General features: G+C 73.2%; 21 protein-coding genes. 13 read left to right on the top strand and 8 right to left on the bottom strand.

Annotated features, from left to right (window positions below; translation table 11 throughout):
• Nucleotides 1-109: 109 nt before the first annotated feature.
• Nucleotides 110-952 (bottom strand): transglutaminase-like domain-containing protein, encoded by an 843-nt coding sequence (locus C6376_RS03625; RefSeq protein ID WP_107442062.1) that lies wholly within the window; start codon nt 950-952, stop codon nt 110-112.
• A complete protein-coding gene (locus C6376_RS03620) occupies nt 949-2,046 on the bottom strand; it encodes a GNAT family N-acetyltransferase (RefSeq protein WP_173985575.1) in 1,098 nt (365 codons plus the stop codon). Before C6376_RS03620 ends, C6376_RS03625 begins: the two co-directional genes overlap by 4 nt.
• Before the next feature lie 111 nt (nt 2,047-2,157).
• On the opposite strand from C6376_RS03620, the gene fdxA reads away from it, so the two are divergent.
• Nucleotides 2,158-2,478, top strand: a complete 321-nt coding sequence (gene fdxA, locus C6376_RS03615; protein WP_007495984.1) for a ferredoxin — start codon at nt 2,158-2,160, stop codon at nt 2,476-2,478.
• 109 nt (nt 2,479-2,587) lie between these two features.
• A complete protein-coding gene (locus tag C6376_RS03610; protein ID WP_107442060.1) occupies nt 2,588-3,682 on the top strand; it encodes a bifunctional succinyldiaminopimelate transaminase/glutamate-prephenate aminotransferase in 1,095 nt (364 codons plus the stop codon).
• Between the two features lie 173 nt (nt 3,683-3,855).
• On the opposite strand, the gene C6376_RS03605 is transcribed toward C6376_RS03610, so the two are convergent.
• Together C6376_RS03605 and C6376_RS03600 are read right to left on the bottom strand one after the other, a co-directional pair.
• Nucleotides 3,856-4,290 (bottom strand): ATP-binding protein, encoded by a 435-nt coding sequence (locus tag C6376_RS03605; protein ID WP_107442059.1) that lies wholly within the window; start codon nt 4,288-4,290, stop codon nt 3,856-3,858.
• Nucleotides 4,291-4,574: 284 nt separating this feature from the next.
• Nucleotides 4,575-5,600 carry a heavy metal transporter gene (locus tag C6376_RS03600; protein WP_107442058.1) on the bottom strand — a complete coding sequence of 342 codons (1,026 nt, stop codon included), beginning with the start codon at nt 5,598-5,600 and terminating at the stop codon, nt 4,575-4,577.
• 125 nt (nt 5,601-5,725) lie between these two features.
• Here C6376_RS03600 and dapE point away from each other — a divergent pair, with 125 nt between their 5' ends.
• Together dapE and C6376_RS03590 are read left to right on the top strand one after the other, a co-directional pair.
• The gene (gene dapE, locus C6376_RS03595; RefSeq protein WP_107442057.1) at nt 5,726-6,805 is read left to right on the top strand and encodes a succinyl-diaminopimelate desuccinylase; all 1,080 of its coding nucleotides are present in this window, start codon (nt 5,726-5,728) and stop codon (nt 6,803-6,805) included.
• Nucleotides 6,806-6,914: 109 nt separating this feature from the next.
• On the top strand, nt 6,915-7,673 hold the full coding sequence (locus C6376_RS03590) for a TIGR00730 family Rossman fold protein (protein WP_107442056.1): 759 nt from the start codon (nt 6,915-6,917) through the stop codon (nt 7,671-7,673).
• Nucleotides 7,674-7,734: 61 nt separating this feature from the next.
• Here C6376_RS03590 and folP read toward each other — a convergent pair whose 3' ends face one another.
• Nucleotides 7,735-8,595 carry a dihydropteroate synthase gene (folP, locus tag C6376_RS03585; protein WP_107442055.1) on the bottom strand — a complete coding sequence of 287 codons (861 nt, stop codon included), beginning with the start codon at nt 8,593-8,595 and terminating at the stop codon, nt 7,735-7,737.
• A gap of 130 nt (nt 8,596-8,725) precedes the next feature.
• On the opposite strand from folP, the gene C6376_RS03580 reads away from it, so the two are divergent.
• Together C6376_RS03580 and C6376_RS03575 are read left to right on the top strand one after the other, a co-directional pair.
• Nucleotides 8,726-9,079, top strand: a complete 354-nt coding sequence (locus C6376_RS03580) for a DivIVA domain-containing protein (RefSeq protein ID WP_107442054.1) — start codon at nt 8,726-8,728, stop codon at nt 9,077-9,079.
• Nucleotides 9,076-9,660: a DNA-3-methyladenine glycosylase I gene (locus C6376_RS03575; RefSeq protein ID WP_107442053.1), complete on the top strand. Its 585-nt coding sequence runs from the start codon at nt 9,076-9,078 to the stop codon at nt 9,658-9,660. The genes C6376_RS03580 and C6376_RS03575 overlap by 4 nt, the downstream gene beginning before the upstream one ends.
• 118 nt (nt 9,661-9,778) lie before the next feature.
• Here the strand turns inward: C6376_RS03575 and C6376_RS03570 are convergent, their stop codons facing one another.
• Nucleotides 9,779-10,570: an enoyl-CoA hydratase/isomerase family protein gene (locus tag C6376_RS03570; RefSeq protein WP_107442052.1), complete on the bottom strand. Its 792-nt coding sequence runs from the start codon at nt 10,568-10,570 to the stop codon at nt 9,779-9,781.
• Between the two features lie 67 nt (nt 10,571-10,637).
• On the opposite strand from C6376_RS03570, the gene C6376_RS43675 reads away from it, so the two are divergent.
• Nucleotides 10,638-10,802 (top strand): hypothetical protein, encoded by a 165-nt coding sequence (locus C6376_RS43675; protein ID WP_159083142.1) that lies wholly within the window; start codon nt 10,638-10,640, stop codon nt 10,800-10,802.
• 146 nt (nt 10,803-10,948) lie between these two features.
• Nucleotides 10,949-11,116 (top strand): DUF3117 domain-containing protein, encoded by a 168-nt coding sequence (locus tag C6376_RS03565; protein ID WP_003966491.1) that lies wholly within the window; start codon nt 10,949-10,951, stop codon nt 11,114-11,116.
• 209 nt (nt 11,117-11,325) lie between these two features.
• On the opposite strand, the gene C6376_RS03560 is transcribed toward C6376_RS03565, so the two are convergent.
• The gene (locus C6376_RS03560) at nt 11,326-12,024 is read right to left on the bottom strand and encodes an O-methyltransferase (protein WP_107442051.1); all 699 of its coding nucleotides are present in this window, start codon (nt 12,022-12,024) and stop codon (nt 11,326-11,328) included.
• A 235-nt stretch (nt 12,025-12,259) separates the two neighbouring features.
• Here C6376_RS03560 and sigE point away from each other — a divergent pair, with 235 nt between their 5' ends.
• The 5 genes from sigE (at nt 12,260) to C6376_RS03535 (ending at nt 17,860) form a co-directional block, all read left to right on the top strand.
• A complete protein-coding gene (gene sigE / locus C6376_RS03555) occupies nt 12,260-12,970 on the top strand; it encodes an RNA polymerase sigma factor SigE (protein ID WP_107442050.1) in 711 nt (236 codons plus the stop codon).
• On the top strand, nt 12,967-13,941 hold the full coding sequence (locus C6376_RS03550) for an anti-sigma factor (protein WP_107442049.1): 975 nt from the start codon (nt 12,967-12,969) through the stop codon (nt 13,939-13,941). The genes sigE and C6376_RS03550 overlap by 4 nt, the downstream gene beginning before the upstream one ends.
• A 102-nt stretch (nt 13,942-14,043) precedes the next feature.
• Nucleotides 14,044-16,260: a trypsin-like peptidase domain-containing protein gene (locus C6376_RS03545; RefSeq protein ID WP_107442048.1), complete on the top strand. Its 2,217-nt coding sequence runs from the start codon at nt 14,044-14,046 to the stop codon at nt 16,258-16,260.
• Between the two features lie 294 nt (nt 16,261-16,554).
• Nucleotides 16,555-17,019, top strand: coding sequence for a sec-independent translocase (locus C6376_RS03540; RefSeq protein WP_107442047.1), 465 nt, complete (start codon nt 16,555-16,557; stop codon nt 17,017-17,019).
• Between the two features lie 181 nt (nt 17,020-17,200).
• Nucleotides 17,201-17,860 carry a hypothetical protein gene (locus C6376_RS03535; RefSeq protein WP_107442046.1) on the top strand — a complete coding sequence of 220 codons (660 nt, stop codon included), beginning with the start codon at nt 17,201-17,203 and terminating at the stop codon, nt 17,858-17,860.
• A gap of 221 nt (nt 17,861-18,081) precedes the next feature.
• Here the strand turns inward: C6376_RS03535 and C6376_RS03530 are convergent, their stop codons facing one another.
• On the bottom strand, nt 18,082-19,215 hold the full coding sequence (locus C6376_RS03530) for an Mrp/NBP35 family ATP-binding protein (protein ID WP_107442045.1): 1,134 nt from the start codon (nt 19,213-19,215) through the stop codon (nt 18,082-18,084).
• Nucleotides 19,216-19,254: the final 39 nt, after the last annotated feature.

Here is a 19,254-nt window from a genome sequence, read left to right as displayed (position 1 = left end):
ACTGCGGCCCGTACCTCGCGGAAAGCGACCGCAACCGCGACCGCAACGGCAAACCTGGACCCGCACCCGCAACCCGCACCCGCCCGGAAGGCGACCGCGGAGCGTGCGCTCAGTTCAGCAGGGCCCGGGCGGCGAACGCCTCGCCGCGCACCCGCTCCGCCGTGCCCTCGTCCACGACCTCCACCAGCCCGGCGTACTCCTCCAGCTCGGCGGCCCCGCCGAGGAAGTCGCCCCGGCGCACCAGCAACTGCCCGCGCTCGTACCGCAGCCGGGCCGGATGCGAGGGCACCGCCAGCGCCAACTCCACGGCCCACAGGGCGACGTCCGACCGCTCGGGCCGGGCCGCGGCCCACGACCGGATGTTGTTCAGAATGCGCATCACCACGTCCAGCGGCTCCGCCGGCGTCAGCATCGACGGCTCCAGCGGCACGCCCGTCGCACCGGTGACGAGCAGGTCGGCGTCCTCGCCGGTCAGCAGCCGTCCCCCGTCGAAGGGGTCGACCAGCACCTGGCGACCGATGTCCTCGGGCGGTCCGAAGCCGGCCACGAAATGCCCCGGCAGCGCCACCCCGTACACCGGCGCCCCGGCCCGCCGCGCCACCTCCACCCACACCACGGACAGCAGGATCGGCAGCCCACGCCGCCGCACCAGCACCCGGTCCAGCAACGACGAGTCCAGCCGGTCGTAGTCCGCCGCGGAACCGCGGAACCCGTACCGCTCGCCGAGCAGCTCCCGCAACGCCTCCGCCCATGCCGCGGGCCCGCCGGGCCGGTACGGGACCTGCCCCGCCAGCCGGTCCAGCTCGATCTGCCCGGCGTCCAGACCGTCCTCGCCCGCGGCCGGGTCCGCCGCCGCTCCGACCAGCAGGCACAGCAACGCCAGATCGGGCCGCTCGGACCGGGCCTCGGCCGCGAACCGCTCCCGCACCTGCGCCCACTCGAATCCGCTCACGACGCCTCCGACGACGGGCCGTGCGAGGGCTCCCCGGCAGGCTCCCGGTAGTGGTGGTACGCGTGGTGGGCCGCGAAGCCCAGCCCGGCGTAGAGCGCCCGCGCTCCCGCGTTCTCCTCCTCCACCTGCAGCCAGGCCGCCGACGCGCCCTCGTCGAGCGCCCTGCGGGCCAGCGCGGCCATCACCGTCGTGGCGAGTCCCCGGCGGCGGTGCGCCGGAGCCACCTCGACGGCGGCGAAGCCGGCCCAGCGGCCGTCCACGACACATCGTCCGATCGCGGCCGGGGCCCCGCCCTCGGGAGCGGGCACCGACGCGAACCACACGGACGGCCCTGCCCCGCTCCCCGCTTCGTCCGAGCGGGCGGACCCTCCTGCCAGCACCCGTAGGGCCACCTCGCTCACCCCCTTGCGTCCGTACCGTGCCAGCCATGCCGCGTCGGCCTCCCGGGTCAGCACCACGCCCTCGGCCTCCGCCCGGTCGGCGACCGGCGCCAGTGCCCCGACCCACAGCTCCGCCGTCACCTCACGCACCCACCCGCGCCGCTCCAGCTCCGCACAGAGCAGTTCCTCGGTCCCCTCGGCGCCCGTCGCCGTCTGTACGTAGGCGGGCAGCCCCCGGGCGCCGTACCAGGCCCGTACGGCGTCCAGGGCCGCGTCGAGGGGCATGCCGGGGTCGCCGAGCGGCAGCACCGAGTTGGCCCGGCGGGTGAACCCGGCGGCCGCCCGCAGCTCCCACGCGCCGAGCCGTGCGCTCTCCACCGGCCGCCACGCCCGCGCGGCGACGCCGGCCAGCTCCCGGTAGCCGGCGGCCGGCCCCCGGCGGCGGGCCGGGGCGGCGGGCACGACCTTCCCCGCGACCAGCGAGGACGCGTCAACACGGACGCTCTCCCCGCCCTTCCGTGTGATCGCGAGCACACCGTCGTCCCATGATGTGAGAACCCCGACCGTGTCGGTGAATTTCCCGTCGGCGGCTCCAGCGTCGGTCAAGCACCGCACGGAGACGCGTTTCCCCACGTCAGCAGCGGTGATGCGGACCTCGAGACGTCCGGCGGCCGAGATTTCCACAGGTCGGTTCACCCCTCCTGTTCGGATCATGCCCAAGAACGGAGATACTAGGTGGCGGGCATCGACGACGCCGCGCTCCCGCGCGCCAGGCGGCGGAGCCTGAGGAGGCCCGCCAGCGCCCAATCGAGGAGGAACGACAGCGTGACCTACGTCATCGCGCAGCCTTGTGTCGACGTCAAGGACAAGGCGTGCATCGAAGAGTGCCCGGTCGACTGCATCTACGAGGGCCAGCGGTCCTTGTACATCCACCCGGACGAATGCGTCGACTGCGGCGCCTGTGAGCCGGTCTGCCCGGTCGAGGCGATCTTCTACGAGGACGACACTCCGGAGGAGTGGAAGGACTACTACAAGGCGAACGTCGAGTTCTTCGACGAGCTCGGCTCGCCCGGCGGGGCCAGCAAGCTGGGGCTGATCGAGCGCGATCACCCCTTCGTCGCCGCGCTGCCGCCGCAGGCCGAGTAGTCCGCGGCGGCCCGCACCCTTGCCGCCTCGGTCCCGTACGGCCTGATCAGGTCTGATCGCCGTACGGGGCCGAGGCGTTTGCCGTACGTACGAAAGTGAGCCAGTCACCGTGTCCTCCGCAGTCTCCGACCGACTTCCCACCTTCCCCTGGGACAAGCTGGAGCCGTACAAGAAGACGGCCGCAGCCCACCCGGACGGCATCGTCGACCTCTCGGTCGGCACCCCGGTCGACCCGGTCCCCGACCTGGTCCAGAAGGCCCTGGTCGACGCGGCGGACTCCCCGGGCTACCCGACGGTGTGGGGCACCCCGGCCCTGCGCGACGCGATCACCGGCTGGCTGGAGCGCCGCCTGGGCGCCCGCGACGTCACCCACCGGCATGTGCTCCCGATCGTCGGCTCCAAGGAGCTCGTGGCCTGGCTGCCGACCCAGCTGGGCCTCGGCCCCGGCGACAAGGTGGCGTACCCGAGGCTTGCCTACCCGACGTACGAGGTGGGCGCGCGCCTGGCCCGCGCGCGGTACGAGGTCTACGACGACCCGACGGAGCTCGACCCGGCGAACCTCAGGCTGCTCTGGCTGAACTCCCCGTCCAACCCCACCGGCCGGGTGCTGTCCAAGGCCGAGCTCACCCGTGTGGTGGCCTGGGCGAGGCGGCACGGGGTGCTGGTCTTCTCCGACGAGTGCTACCTGGAGCTGGGCTGGGAGGCCGACCCGGTCTCGGTCCTCCACCCGGACGTCAACGGCGGCTCGTACGAGGGCATCGTCTCGGTCCACTCGCTCTCCAAGCGGTCGAACCTGGCCGGGTACCGGGCGGCCTTCCTGGCGGGCGACCCGGCCGTCCTCGGCCCCCTCCTGGAGATCCGCAAGCACGGCGGCATGATGACCTCGGCGCCCACCCAGGCGGCTGTCGTGGCCGCCCTCGGCGACGACGCCCACGTCCGTGAGCAGCGCGAACGCTACGCCGCCCGGCGCGCCCTGCTGCGCGAGGCGCTGCTGTCGCACGGTTTCCGCATCGAGCACAGCGAGGCCAGCCTCTACCTCTGGGCCACCCGCGACGAGTCCTGCTGGAGCACGGTCGCCCATCTGGCCGACCGGGGCATCCTGGTGGCCCCCGGCGACTTCTACGGGGAGGCCGGCGAGAAGTTCGTCCGCGTGGCGCTGACGGCGACGGACGAACGCGTGCGCGCGGCGGTGGAGCGCCTGTAGCGGCGGGCGTCCTCGTGGCGCCGCCCCCGGCGCCCGCACAGCGCGACGGGGCACAGCGCGACGGGGCCCGGGGAGCAGGAGGCTCCCAGGACCCCGTCGTCGGCCCGATCGGCCGGCCCGATCGGCCGGCCCGAGTGGCCGGACCGAGTGGCCGGACCGGGCGGCGGCCGGTGTCAGCCGATCGGCAGACTCTTCACCGGCAGGGTCTTGGCGCCGGGCAGTCCGCCCTTGGCCAGGGAGTCCGTCGGCAGTCCGCCCTTGGCCAGGGAGTCCGTCGGCAGCCCGCCCTTGGTGGCGGTCGACGTGGTGTCCCCGAGGAGACCGCCGGCGGAGCCCGCCGCCTCACCGGCCGTCTTCTGCGCCACCGGCGCCGCCTTCTGCACGGTCTTGCCGCCGGCCTTGGTCGCGAGCCCCGTGACGCTGTGCGTCGCGCCGTCGACGGTGCTGCCGACGTTCGCCGTGTCCAGGGCGGTCAGTCCGCCGAGGTTCGGGGTGGCGGGAAGGGCGGGGGCCGCACTGGCGGAGCCGGCCGCACCGACTCCGGCGGCCGCCCCCGCAGCGACGAGCAGCGCGGCACGGGCGATCCGGCGGGTCAGGGGGAGAGACATGTTGCTCCTTCGACGGGAGTGAACAAGGACTGTCCGGGCCCGGACGCAGTGACTACCGCTCGAGATCCACGAAGGTTGCGCACCGCCGGCGTAAAGAGTTGGCAATGCGTCGCATTATCGGCTGCGTATAAAAACGGGCAAATCCCGCCCCGTGCGAAAGTGCGTCGAACCCCGGACCCCTTTGCCCGCAAGGGATTCCGCGGGCGCGGGGGTGACGGCGCGAAAACCTGAGCACCCTGCCGAACGGGGGGTGGCCGCATGACCCGGCCGGGTGACGTCCCGTACTACTGAGCGGTGACGATCCGCACGTCGCCGGCGCCGCCGGACGCCGCAGCGGCCCCGACACCCTCCGCGCTGGTCGAACCGGTCTTCCGCCACCGCAGGTCGGAGGTCCCCGAGACCCACTCCCGGCCCGCGTACGAGACGCGTTCGATACGCAGGGCCGAGGCGTTGGCCACCGCCCAGTGAGCCAGCTGCCAGCCGCGCTCCCCGACGCTGCGCCCGTCGGCCGCGGTGTCCTCGGTCACCGGCAGCATCACGGTCCGCTCCCCGCTCTCGACGGCCGGCACCTCGGCCGGCGGCGACGAAGAGGAGGCGGGCGACGCGGTGTCCTTCCCGTCCGTCCCCCGGTGTGCGGCCCGCCCGAAGTCGCGTCGCAGCGCGGCCCGGACCGCCGCCGGCCCGGTGCCCGTCGCGGTCGCCGCCGTCACCGTCGTCGACGTCGTGGCGGCCGAGCGGCCGTCGCAGGCCAGCGTCGCCTGCGAGGTGCCGGTGAGCGCGGCGGCCAGCAGCACGGCGTCCCCCTCGTGCTTGGCGTACGCCTCCGGGTAGCCGCTGCGCTGCACCCGCTGGGCGGCGACGGTGAGCGGCAACTCGGTGTAGCCGCGCACCTTCTCCAGGTGCTTGTAGAAGATGTCCGCCGCATAGGCGGGGTCGGTGACCTGCTTCTCGGTGCCCCAGCCCTGCGAGGGCCGCTGCTGGAACAGGCCGAGCGAATCCCGGTCGCCGTGGGCGAGGTTGCGCAGCCCGGACTCCTGGATGGCGGTCGCGAGCGCGATGGCCACCGCCCGCTCAGGCAGGGACCGGTCGGTGCCGACCGCGGCGATCGTGGCCGCGTTCACCGCCTGCTCCGGCGTGAACTCGTACGACGCCGTCCCGTCGGCGGAAACGACTCTGCAGCCCGGATCGCCGGTGCCGCCGGCGACGTACTGCACCACGACATAGCCCGCGACGGCGGACAGGACCACGCAGGCCGCCCCGAAACGGAGCAGGCGGCCGCGACGCTGGGAGGAGGGTGACTGCTTCGGCACGCGTACAAGGTACTGGAGGGTAGTGAAAAGAAGGAGGCGGATGTGCAGAGGTGGCGAAGAGCAGGGCGGCCGGTGCAGAGGTGGCGAAGAGCAGGGCGGCCGACCGGCGCGTTAGGGTCGACGGCATGGCCGACACCCCGCTTGACCTGACTCTGGACGCCGCCGCACTGACCGCGAGGCTCGTCGACTTCCGTTCGGAGAGCGGCGCCGAGAAGCCGCTCGCGGACGCCGTCGAGCTCGCGCTCCGCGCGCTGCCCCACCTGACGGTGGACCGGCTCGGCAACAACATCGTCGCCCGCACGCACCTCGGCCGCGCACAGCGCGTGGTCCTCGCCGGCCACATCGACACGGTGCCGATCGCCGGGAACGTACCCTCGCGGCTGGATGAGGACGGGGTGCTCTGGGGCTGCGGCACCTGCGACATGAAGTCGGGGGTGGCGGTCCAGCTGCGCATCGCGGCGACGGTGCCGGCCCCCAACCGCGACCTGACGTTCGTCTTCTACGACAACGAGGAGGTCGCCGCCGAGCTCAACGGCCTCAAGCACGTCGCCGAGGCCCGCCCGGAGTGGCTGGCCGGCGACTTCGCGGTGCTGCTGGAACCCTCCGACGGCCAGGTCGAGGGGGGCTGTCAGGGCACCCTGCGGGTCCTGCTGAGGACGCAGGGCGAGCGGGCCCACTCGGCCCGCGGCTGGATGGGCTCCAACGCGATCCACGCGGCCGCCCCGATCCTGGCCCGGCTGGCCTCCTACGAGGCGCGCCGGCCCGTCATCGACGGACTGGAGTACCGCGAGGGCCTCAACGCGGTCGGCATCACGGGCGGTGTGGCCGGCAACGTCATCCCCGACGAGTGCGTCGTCACCGTCAACTTCCGCTATGCGCCGGACCGCAGCGAGGAGGAGGCGCTCGCCCACGTCCGCGAGGTCTTCGCCGACTGCGGGGTCGCGGAGTTCACGGTCGACGACCACAGCCCCGCCGCGCTGCCCGGCCTCTCCCATCCGGCCGCCGCGGCCTTCATCGAGGCGGTGGGCGGCACCCCGCTGCCCAAGTACGGCTGGACGGACGTGAGTCGCTTCTCCTCCCTCGGCGTGCCCGCCGTCAACTACGGCCCCGGCAACCCGCACTTGGCGCACAAGCGGGACGAACGCGTGGAGACGGCCAAGATCCTGGCGGGCGAGGAGCGGCTGCGGGCCTGGCTGACGGCCTGAGGGAGGCCGGGCGCGTCGGCGCTGCCCGGCGGACACGCCGACGTCCCCCGCACGTAACCCGCGTGGATCTACGCTGAGGTGGAACCGACGCAAGCAGAGGGAGCTCACTATGGCCACAGGGAACCCCGAGGGCAAGAAGCAGCCACCGGAAGAACAGCGCCTGGGACCGGTCCTTCGCAGGCGGGACCAGGTGCAGGCGAGCACGACCGACCAACGGCTGCTGGACGAACGGGCCCCCTCGGACTGGGTGCACACCGACCCGTGGCGGGTCCTGCGCATCCAGTCGGAGTTCATCGAGGGCTTCGGCACCCTCGCCGAACTCCCCGCGGCGATCAGCGTCTTCGGGTCCGCACGGACGCCGGTGGGCTCACCGGAGTACGAGGTCGGAGTACGGCTGGGCGGCGCTCTCGTCGACGCCGGGTGGGCCGTGATCACGGGCGGCGGCCCGGGCGCGATGGAGGCGGCCAACAAGGGCGCGAGCGAGGCGGGCGGCATCTCCGTCGGCCTCGGCATCGAGCTTCCCTTCGAGCAGGGACTCAACCCGTACGTCGACATCGGCCTGAACTTCCGCTACTTCTTCGTGCGGAAGATGATGTTCGTGAAGTACGCGCAGGGCTTCGTGGTCCTGCCCGGCGGCCTCGGCACGCTGGACGAGCTCTTCGAGGCGCTCACCCTCGTCCAGACCCAGAAGGTCACCCGTTTCCCGATCGTCCTCTTCGGCACGGAGTACTGGGGCGGTCTGATCGACTGGCTGACGAACACCCTCATCGCCCAGGGCAAGGCCGCCGAGAAGGACCTCCTCCTCTTCCACGTCACGGACGACGTCGAGGAGGCGGTGGCACTGGTGTCGAAGGAAGCGGGCCGCTGACGTCCAGCCCGTCCGGGGCGCGGCCCCCGGACGGGGGCGGGCGGCGAGGGCGACCCGGTGACTACGCGAGCCCCCGCCGCGCCACCGCCGGCGCCCGACGCCCCGCGATGGCGGCGACCATGTCAAGCACCTGCCGCGTCTCCGCCACCTCGTGCACCCGGTACACCTGCGCCCCCAGCCACGCCGACACCGCCGTCGTCGCCAGGGTGCCCACCACCCGCTCCTTCACCGGCCGGTCCAGCGTCTCCCCGACGAAGTCCTTGTTGGACAGGGAGACCAGCACCGGCCACCCCGTCGCCACCATCTCGTCGAGCCGCCGGGTCGCCTCCAGGCTGTGCCGGGTGTTCTTCCCGAAGTCGTGCCCGGGATCAATCATGATCGACTCCCGCGGCACCCCCAGCTCCGCGGCCCGCTCCGCCAGCCCCAGCGTCACCCGCAGGATGTCGGCCATCACGTCGTCGTAGGTCACCCGGTGCGGACGCGTCCGCGGCTGCGCGCCGCCCGCGTGCGTGCACACCAGCCCCGCCCGGTACCGCGCCGCGACCTCCGCCAGGCCCGGATCCACGCCGCCCCACGCGTCGTTCAGGACGTCCGCGCCCGCCTCGCAGACCGCCTCACCGACCTCGGCCCGCCAGGTGTCCACGCTGATCACCACGTCCGGGAAGCGCCGCCGCACCTCGGCCACGAAACCGACGGTCCGCCGGACCTCCTCCCGCGCCGTCACCTCTTCGCCCGGGCCCGCCTTCACCCCGCCGACGTCGATGATGGCCGCCCCCTCCGCCACCGCCTGCTCCACGCGCGCGAGGGCCGGCTCGTCGAGGAAGGTCGCGCCCTGGTCGTAGAAGGAGTCCGGGGTCCGGTTCACGATCGCCATGACCACCGGCTCGTGCGCGCCGAATTCCCGCTTGCCCAGTCTGAGCATCCCCTGTGACCTCTCCTCGAACGTCCTGCACAACCACCGCCTGCGACCCTAGCCGCCGCACCCGCATGGCACGATCGGACCCGCACACATCCACTCCGAGCACACCGAGCGTGGGGGCCCACCGATGGTTATGTTCTTGTTCCTGGTCATCGCGCTCGCCGTGGTGGTCGCCGCGGTGACCCTCGCCGTGCTGGGCGGCGGCGAGGGCACCGGCCCGCTGCCGGAGGTGGCCCCGGAGCGGCTGCACGACCCGCTGCCCCCGGACCGTCCGCTCGACCGGTCCGACGTCGACCGCCTGCGCTTCCCCCTAGCCGCCCGCGGCTACCGGATGTCGGACGTGGACGACGCGCTCAACCGCCTCGCCGCCGAACTCGCCGAGCGGGACGCCCGCATCGCCGACCTCGAGTCCGCGCTGGCCGGCGCGCAGGCCCCGGCCGCGTCCCACGTCTCGATGGAGAAGCAGGCCCCGGAGGACCAGCGGTGAGCGACGGCGTCGCCCTCGCGGGGCCGGACGGCGCGCTGCGCTGCCCCTGGGCCCTGTCCACGCCGGACTACGTGACGTACCACGACGAGGAGTGGGGCCGCCCGGTCCACGGCGACGACGCGCTGTTCGAGCGCCTCAGCCTCGAGGCCTTCCAGTCCGGTCTGTCCTGGATCACGATCCTGCGCCGCCGCCCGGGCTTCCGTACCGCCTTCGCCGATTTCAAGATCGCCTCGGTCGCCGTCTTCACCGACGAGGACCGCGCTCGTCTCCTCGCCGACCCCGGCATCATCCGCAACCGCGCGAAGATCGACGCCACGGTCGCGAACGCGCGCGTGCTCGCCGGCTGGGCGCCGGGCGACCTGGACGAGCTGATCTGGTCCCACGCCCCGGATCGGGCCGGCCGCCCGGTCCCGAGGACCCTCGCGGACGTCCCCGCGGTCACCGACGAGTCGACGGCGCTGTCCAAGGCCCTCAAGAAGCGCGGCCTGCGGTTCGTCGGACCCACGACGGCGTACGCCCTGATGCAGGCGTGCGGCCTGGTGGACGACCACCTGGAGACCTGCGTCAGCAGGGTCGGCTGAGGCCCGCCGGCCGGCCCGGGCCGCCCCCTGGGCGCACCGGCCGGCCCGGGGCTCATCGGCTGGGTTCACCGGCCCTGCTCACCGGCCCTGCTCACCGGCCCTGCTCACCGGCCCGGGCTCACCGGCCCAGGTACTTCGGCGTTCCCTTCTCGACGAACGCCCGCACCGCGATCGTGTGGTCCTCGGACGCCCCCGCCCGGGTCTGCAGTTCGTCCTCCTTGTCCAGCGTCTCCGCCAGCGAGTGCGAGAACCCGTACGCCATCGCCTCCTTGATCGCCGCGTACGCCACCGTCGGACCCTCCGCCAGCATCCGCGCCAGCTGCTCGGCCGCGGCGGGCAGCGAGGCCGCCGGGACGACCCGGTTGGCGATGCCCAGCTCGTGCGCCTCCTTCGCCGTGATGCTGCGCGGGAAGAGCAGCAGGTCGGCGGCCCGGCCCGGACCGATGACCCGGGGCAGGGTCCACGACACGCCGGAGTCGGCGGTCAGCGCCACCCCGGCGAACGAGGTGTTGAAGGACGCCGTGTCGGCCACGATGCGGTAGTCCGCGGCCAGCGCGAAGCCGAGGCCCGCACCGGCGGCGACTCCGTTCACGGCGGCGACCACCGGCTTCGGGGCCTCCGTCAGGGCCCGCACGATCGGGTTGTAGTGCTCCCTGACCGTGCTCATGACCTCGCCCGAGCCCGCGGCCAGCAGCCCGATGTGTTCCTTCAGGTCCTGACCCACGCAGAACGCCCGCTCGCCGGCGGCGGTCAGCAGGACGGCCCGCACGGCGTCGTCGGCCGCCGCGGAGCGGACCGCCTCCCGGAGGGCGACCTTCGCCGCGATGTTCAGGGCGTTCATCGCCTCGGGGCGGTTCAGCGTGATCGTCGCGAGCCCGTCGTTCACCTCGTAGAGCACGGTGTCGGCCATGGTGTTTCCCCTCCGCGTCGCGGCTCCGACGCATTACTCGTCAGTACATCCGGTGTACGAGGACAGCATGGCGGAGATCATCGTCCGCGGACCGGACGCGACGTGTGACCTGCGTCAAAGAATTCGGGACGATTTCCGGCGCGCGGAAGTCCGTGCGGCGGCGCAGTATCGCAGTCACATCGCCGAATTGAGTGGTTTTGCTCGCGCGCGTTGCCCAAGCGATGCCGACTGATGTTGGTCATCGGGTCCTGAGATGCGGGATAATGGCTGGGAAGCAATGTGTTCGATGCCGGTGTCGCGTGTCCCACGCTGGATCGCGGCTGCCCTCCACGGGCCGTCGGCTTTGGCGATGAGCTGGTTTCAGGAAGGGGAACGAGCATGGCGGCCATGAAGCCGCGAACGGGTGATGGCCCGCTCGAGGTGACCAAGGAGGGGCGGGGCATCGTCATGCGCGTTCCGCTCGAAGGCGGCGGGCGGCTCGTCGTCGAGCTGACCCCTGACGAGGCCGACGCGCTCGGCGACGCCCTGAAGAAGGTCGTCGGCTGACGCGCAAGCGACCCTGTTCTCTTCGACTGCTCCGGCGTCCTCCTGGGCGCCGGAGCAGTTGTCTTCGCACGCCTCCCGCGCTCCCCGGCAGACGTCCGGGAGAGGGCCTCGGCCCCTGACGGCCCGACGGCCGGCCGAGGCCCGACGGCCGCGGCCGCTGCCGGACCGCCGTCAGCGGGGCGGACGCGGTGCGCGGGTCGTATACGTCGTCAGCGTTTGACCGCGCACAGCAGCCCGTCGCCGACCGGCAGCAGCGAGGGCACGAGCTCCTGGCTCTCGCGCACCGCCCGCAGCAGCTCCCGGATGCGTATGACCTCCGTGGGCTGTGGCCCCGAATCGACCGTGCGCCCGTTGGCGAAGACGCCCTCGAAGGCCACCAGGCCGCCGGGGCGCAGCAGGCGCAACGATTCAGCGAGATACTCCTGCAGCTCCAGACGGTCGCCGTCGCAGAAGACGAGGTCGTAGCCGGCGTCCGCGAGGCGGGGCAGCACGTCGAGCGCGCGGCCCGGGATGAAGCGGGCCCGGTTGCTGGCGAAGCCGCAGGCGCGGAAGGCCTGCCGGGCGAACTGCTGGTGCTCCGGCTCGGGGTCGACGGTCGTCAGGACGCCGTCCGGGCGCATCCCGTACAGCAGGTGGATCCCGGAGACGCCGGTGCCGGTGCCGATCTCGGCGACCGCCTTCGCGTCCACGGCGGCGGCGAGCATCCGCAGCGCGGCGCCCGTGCTGGGCGACACCGAGCGCAGCCCTGCCTCACGGGCGCGGTCGCGGGCCCAGCGCAGCGCTTCGTCCTCGGCGGCATAGGCGTCGGCGAACGCCCAGCTTGCCTGCCGGTTGCCGGTAATGACCCTCTCCTGTCCCCGTGGTTGCCTCGGCGTGACTGTATCCGTTGCCGCCGGGAACCCGCAGATGGGACCGGACGTTTGATGGGGTGGGAACGACGAGCGGGGGACACAGTTGGATCACGATGGGGGACCGGGCGCCGACCAGGCGTTGATGCGGCCGTGCGAGCCCGGTCGGCGTACAACAATCTCTCGTAAAACCGCTTATCCGGAGCTAACGGGCGAGGTGGCTATGGTAGGGGCTCCACTGGACACCACCAGAGCCGACAGGGGAGGTGCGGCCGCACGCGTGGATCGGGGAGGAGTGCTGCGGCGCTTTCTCGGGTCGGCGGGCAGGCCGAAATCCGTGAACGACACCGCTGCTGACCACAGCCACGCCGGCGCCGCCGCCGGACAAGCCCAGACCGCGACCTTCACCACCGACGCGGACGGGCAGGCGTGGACTCCGCCCACGTGGGAGGAGATCGTCAGCATGCACAGCGGCCGGGTCTACCGGCTCGCCTACCGGCTGACCGGCAACCAGCACGACGCCGAGGACCTCACGCAGGAGGTCTTCGTCCGCGTCTTCCGCTCCCTGTCGACATACACGCCGGGCACCTTCGAGGGCTGGCTGCACCGCATCACGACCAACCTCTTCCTCGACATGGTCCGCCGCAAGCAGCGCATCCGATTCGACGCGCTGGGCGACGACGCGGCCGAGCGGCTGCCCAGCAAGGAGCCCACCCCCCAGCAGCTCTTCAACGACGCCCACTTCGACGCGGACGTCCAGCAGGCTCTCGACACCCTCGCGCCCGAGTTCCGCGCCGCGGTCGTCCTCTGCGACATCGAAGGCCTCTCCTACGAGGAGATCGCCGCGACCCTGGGCGTCAAGCTGGGCACCGTCCGCTCGCGCATCCACCGTGGCCGTTCACAGCTGCGCAAGGCCCTCGCGCACCGTTCGCCCGAGGCGCGCGCCGGACGCCGTCCCCTCGTGGCGCGCGTGCCCGCTCTGGGAGGAGGGGGCGCGACCGCGTGAGTGGATCCCGACACAACGCCGCCGAGAGGCTCCTCGCGGAGCAGCATCTCGGAGACCGGCTCTCGGCCCTGGTGGACGGCGAGCTCGGTCACGACACCCGGGAGCGCGTGCTGGCGCACGTGGCGACCTGTCCCAAGTGCAAGTCCGAGGTCGACGCGCAGCGCCGGCTGAAGAACGTCTTCGCGGAAGTCGCGCCGCCGACCCCCTCCGAAAGCTTTCTGGCCCGTCTCCAGGGTCTCCCCGGGGGAGGCGATCCGGACCCCGGCGGCACGCGGCCGGGCGGGGGCGGCTTCGCCGACGGCGTCTTCGGAGCGAGGGGGACGCGACGGGACGAGCCGTTCGAGTTCGGCTATGTGCCGGCCCGCGACCACGGCTCCGTGTTCTCCCCCGCGTCGGACCGGGGCTTTCGCATCCACCCTCCGGGCCGGGGCGGCGAACGCCATGACTCCGAGCGCTCCCGCAGCATGCGGTTCGCGTTCGTCGCGGCCGGCGCGGTGTCGCTGGCCGCGATCGCCCTCGGCGGCATGACCACCGTCGCTCCGATCGACACGACCGCGGACGGCCGGGCCGGGTCGGGCTCCGGAAGCAATGTGACGCCGGCCCGTACTCCGGGGGCGGGCCCCTCGGCGGCATCGGAGAACCAGCGTCGTCGCGCCGCGGGCCCCCTGCTCTCCCAGGGCGGTCAGCCCGGCGACACCCCGGTGGCCCCGACCGAGGCCTCCGCTCCGCTGCTGCCCGGCGTGCCCGCTCCGGCCGGCGGCCGCAACGACCAGGTCCTGCACCGGCTCACCACGCCCATGGTGGCCGGGGCCGCGGCCATGTCCCCGCTGATACGTCCGCTCGGCACCACCCCGCCGATCTCGCTGACCGACTGGAGCGCCGCACCTCAGGTCACCGGTATCGGTCTGTTCGCCGCGCCCGCCCCCGACACCGCCTCCGCCCCCTCCCCGTTCCTGCGCAACGCTCGCTGAGCCGAGCCCGCGCCACTCCGCCGCGAACCTGGTTGAATCCAGGGACGGCCGCGTCCGGCCAGGCTGCCGGACGCGAAAGCGGAGTGCGCGGGTGGGGAGAGCATGGACGAGGGGAAGCCCACGAAGGCGAAGTGGTGGAGCCGGCCTCGACCACAGGAACCCAAGGGAGACCGGCACACCGCGGACGACGCCGACATGACGCCGGTGCCCCCGCCGCCCACCCCGGACGGCGACTTCGAACTGGCCCGGCCCGCCGCCGGCCCCGAGCACCCGGTCGCGGCCCCCGCTCCCGGCGAAGCCGCGTCGACGCAGATGACCGGCCCTGCGGGTCCGGCGTCCGGCGGGACACCCGCCGATGATGCCGGGCCGGGGGGCGGGGACGGCCGCGCCGACGAGGCCTGCGAGGCGGCCGTTACGGCCGACGCCTCCCACGGTGATGTCGTTCCCACCGACGGGACCTTCGACGGGACGGGCTCGCAGGAGGCGGCTGCCGGCCCCGTCGGCGACCGCCCCGGCGTCGTTCCCGTCGTCGTGTCCACCGCCGTGCCGGAGCCGGTCGCCGTCGAGCGCCCCAAGCCGTTGCACGACCCCGACCCGTACAGCACCCCGCCGTACGGCGAACCGGGCCCCTGGGCGCCCGCACCCCCCGTCCAGCACCCGGCGGTCGCCCCCGCCCCCGGCGGCGCGACGACACCCGCCGTGGGCGTCCCGCCGTCGATGGGGTCGGTTCCGTCGGCTCCGCGGCAGACGGCCCCGCTCCCGGCCGTCCCCGGACCGCGTCCGTCGCCCGCCGATCCGGCACCGGCCACCGCTGCCACACCCGGCACCCCCTCGACCGCCGGCCCGGGCACGGCCGCCACCTCCGGCGACGTGCCGGTCGGCGCTCCCGGTGCCGGATCCGTCGCCGCTCACGGCGCCGTGCCCGACCCGGATCAGGCTGCGGCACCCGCCCCGGACGCCGCTCACGGCACGGTGCCCGCGGCCCTCGCCGACTCCGGGTACCTCCTCGCCTCCTCGGCCGCATCCGGATCGGTCCGGTCGGACCCGTCGGCGCCCTCCGACCCGTCCGCACCGTCCGGACGTGACGGGGGCTTCGACGCCTGGCAGCGCTACGACCCGTGGGCTGCCGCGATGCGGCGGGAGCCGCATGCGCACGGCGGGACGTGGCAGCACACCGGGGCCGACCCGACGACCGCCGGGGAGCGGCGACGGTGGGTGCGCAGACAGTTGGTGGGCGGTGCCCTCGCCGTCGCGCTGGTGTCCGGCGTGCTCGGCGGAGCCGTGGGCGTGTATCTCGAGCGCAACGGCGGGCTCGACCCGGTCCGGCTGCCGCAGGCGTCCGCCGAGCCCGCCGGACGGGCCGCGGACAGCGTGGCCGGGATCGCCGCCCGTGCCCTGCCCAGCGTTGTCACCCTGCACGTCAGCGGCAGCGACGAGGGCGGCACCGGCACCGGGTTCGTGCTCGACTCGCTCGGCTACATCCTCACCAACAACCACGTCGTCGAGCCGGCCGGGAGCGACGGCGGGATAACCGTGGTCTTCAACGGCGGCCAGACGGCCGAGGCCGAGGTCGTCGGCCGGGACAGCGGATACGACCTCGCCGTGGTGCGGGTGACCGGTGTGAAGGGTCTGAAGCCCCTGTACCTCGGCAACTCCGACAACGTCCGGGTCGGCGACCCGGTCGTCGCCATCGGCGCCCCCTTCGACCTCGAGGGCACCGTCACCTCCGGCATCATCAGCGCCAAGGAACGGCCCATCACGGCCGGCGGTGACGGCGGGGACGCCGATGACGTGTCGTACGTCGACGCCCTGCAGACCGACGCGCCGATCAACCCCGGCAACTCGGGCGGGCCGCTCCTCGACGCGCAGGGCCACGTCATCGGCATCAACTCCGCGATCCGCTCCGCCGACGCCGGTGTGGGCGCCGGCAAGGCGCAGTCCGGTTCGATCGGCCTCGGTTTCGCCATCCCGATCAACCAGGGCAAGCGGGTCGCCGAGGAGCTGATCAACACCGGCAGGGCGACCCACCCGGTCATCGGCATCTCCCTCGACCTGCAGTACGCGGGCGACGGTGCCCGGATCAGCGCGAAGGGCGGTGACGGCGGCCCCCCGGTCACCGCGGGCGGCCCCGGCGCCCGGGCCGGCCTGCGGGCCGGGGACGTCGTCACGCAGGTCGACGGGCAGCGCGTCCACTCCGGCAAGGAGCTGATCGTCAGAACCCGCGCCCACCGCCCCGGCGACCGCCTGCGGCTGACGATCCTGCGCGACGGCGCCGAGCGCACCCTCACGCTGGTCCTCGGCTCGTCCGGCGGCGGCTGACGCGCCGCGTCCAGGGCGGGGACGCGGCTGACGCGCCCACCCGGGCCCGCGCGGCCCGCTCACGGCCGTTCGCCCGACGTTTGACGGAAACATCACAGGCCGGAGCGCGAAAAAGCCGGTCCGGCATGGCAAACATCGCGGAAAACCGGCCGCGTACACGCACTCCGAGGCCCGGGACAGTACCGGTTCGCCAGGCGCGACAGGTACCGTGGACCCGGCCCGGACCACGGAAGACCCGAACTGACCACTGAGGGCCCGAGGACCGAGGACCGCGGACATCGCAAGGAGCTTCAGGTGTTCAATGACATAGGACCGCTCGAGCTGGTGACGATCATCGTCCTGGCCGTGCTCGTCTTCGGTCCGGACAAGCTCCCGAAGGTCATCCAGGACGTGATGCGCACCGTCCGGAAGATCCGCGAGTTCTCCGAGAGCGCCAAGGCGGACATCCGCAGCGAGCTGGGGCCGGAGTTCAAGGACTTCGAGTTCGAGGACCTCAACCCCAAGACGTTCATCCGCAAGCAGCTGGACAACGACGAGCTGGGGCTGAAGGAGCTCCGCAACGGCTTCGACCTGAAGAAGGAGATGGCCGAGGTCACGGACGCGGTCCACAGCCGCGACACGGACGCCGTCGGCTCGGGGTCGTCCGCTTCCTCCTCGCCGGACTCGTCCTCTCCGGGCGGTGGCCGCGTCGACATGACCAAGAAGCCCGAGGCGCCGGGCGGGGACGACCGCCCGCCCTTCGACGCGGACGCCACCTGACAAGCCCCGACCAGCCCGCCAACGCCCCGGTGTGAGGGGGCGCACGCAGCACGCGCCGGGTGGATTCCCGGCAGCCGGGAGCGGTGTGGCTATGCTGCCTGGTTGTTGTGCGGAGCGGACGAGTACGCCCGAAGGGGGGCGGGCCGGTCGTTCCGTCGAGAACGAGGAGGCGTCCGGGCACATGGAGACGACGAGTCGGGCAGTCGCGCAGACGCCGGCCGCGGAGGGCGGACCACAGGTCCCCTCCGTCCGGCGTACGGTCGACGGCTACCTGGAGGCACCCTTTCCCTGGTACGGCCTCGACGAGGCCTTCACGGGGCCGCGCTGGCTGATGCAGGTGGGCACGGCGGCCGACGGAGCCGTGGAGCACGGTTGCGTCGGACACGGCGACGAGCCCTCGGTCCGGCACGAGACGGCAGGCGAGGACCGCGGGAAGTTCGCGGTCGTCGTGACCGTCGCCGCGAACCCCGTCCGGCGCAGCCCGGACGGCACCGGTCTGCTCGAGGCCACCTCCGTGTCCTCGGCGGCCTGGCTGGCGGGCGTGGGTCTGCTGCCCTTCACCTGGCCGGGCCAGATGGACCACAGCCTGCGCGACGACTGGCTGGACCAGCAGACCGAGACGGCGTGGGTCCTCGCCGACGACCTCTCGGGACCGGACTGGTCGACGCTGTCGCTGCCGGTCGACGGTGTGCCGACCCCGTTCCACTACCGCGAGTCCGAGTTCGGCTGGGTGCTGGCCGGTTCCACCGAGGGCGGGGTGCACCTGGGGGCGTACGGACGCGGCATGAGCGCGTACGGCCTCGGCTTCTCCGTGATCAAGGACATCGCCGAGTACGCCTAGCCACGACGAAAAGGGTGCCCCCCCGAGCGGAGGGCACCCTCATACGGCCGTGACGCCTGCCGGCCGTGGCGCCTGCCGGCCGTGGCGCCTGCCGGCCATGACGCTGCGTAAGTGGCCGTGGCGCTTCGTCGTCGTGGCGCGTCTTCGTGGCCGGAGCCGCCCATGAGCGCACAACCGCACGGCTCACGGGCGGGCGACTCCTCTGCGCGGAACCGCCCCGGCTAGAACTTGTTCCTCGGGGTGATTCCCAGCGACAGTCCCGACAGGCCGCGCTGCCTGCCGCCGAGCTTGCCCGCGATGGCCCGCAGCGCGGAACCCGCCGGGGACTCGGGGTCGGTCAGGACGACCGGCTTGCCCTCGTCGCCGCCCTCGCGCAGCCGGACGTCGATCGGGATGGAGCCGAGCACCGGGACGTTGGCGCCGGTCGTGCGGGTGAGTCCCTCGGCCACCGACTGCCCGCCGCCCGTGCCGAAGACGTCGACCATCTCCCCGCAGTGCGGACAGGGCAGGCCGGACATGTTCTCGACCACGCCGACGATCTTCTGGTGGGTCTGGACCGCGATGGAGCCCGCCCGCTCGGCGACCTCGGCCGCCGCCTGCTGCGGGGTCGTCACGACCAGGATCTCGGCGTTCGGGACCAGCTGGGCCACCGAGATCGCGATGTCGCCGGTGCCCGGCGGGAGGTCGAGCAGCAGCACGTCCAGGTCGCCCCAGTAGACGTCCGCCAGGAACTGCTGGAGCGCGCGGTGCAGCATGGGGCCGCGCCAGACGACCGGGGCGTTGCCCGGGGTGAACATGCCGATGGAGATGACCTTCACGCCGTTCGCGGACGGCGGCATGATCATGTTCTCGACCTGGGTGGGACGCCCGTCCGCGCCCAGCATGCGCGGCACGCTGTGGCCGTAGATGTCGGCGTCGACCACGCCCACCTTCAGGCCGTCGGCCGCCATCGCCGCCGCCAGGTTCACCGTCACCGACGACTTGCCGACGCCGCCCTTGCCCGACGCCACCGCGTACACGCGGGTCAGCGAGCCCGGCTTGGCGAACGGGACCTCGCGCTCGGTCTGGCCGCCGCGCAGGGCGTTCGCCAGCTCCTTGCGCTGCTCGTCGCTCATCACGTCCAGGACGACGTCGACGCGGGTGACGCCCTCCACGGCGGAGACCGCGTCCGTGACGCGTTGCGTGATGGTCTCGCGCATCGGGCACCCGGAGACCGTCAGGTACACGGCGACCGCGACCGCCCCGTCCGCACCGATCTCCACCGACTTCACCATCCCGAGCTCGGTGATGGGCCGGTTGATCTCGGGGTCGTTCACCGTCGCCAGTGCCTCGCGCACCGCGTCTTCGCTAGCCATAAGCACGATGGTACGGCGCGCCGCGGTGGCCCCGGTAAG

The sequence above is a fragment of the Streptomyces sp. P3 genome (assembly GCF_003032475.1).
Lineage (GTDB): Bacteria > Actinomycetota > Actinomycetes > Streptomycetales > Streptomycetaceae > Streptomyces.
Note: the sequence above shows the minus strand (reverse complement) of the source record. Positions and strands in the feature narration are given on the sequence as shown.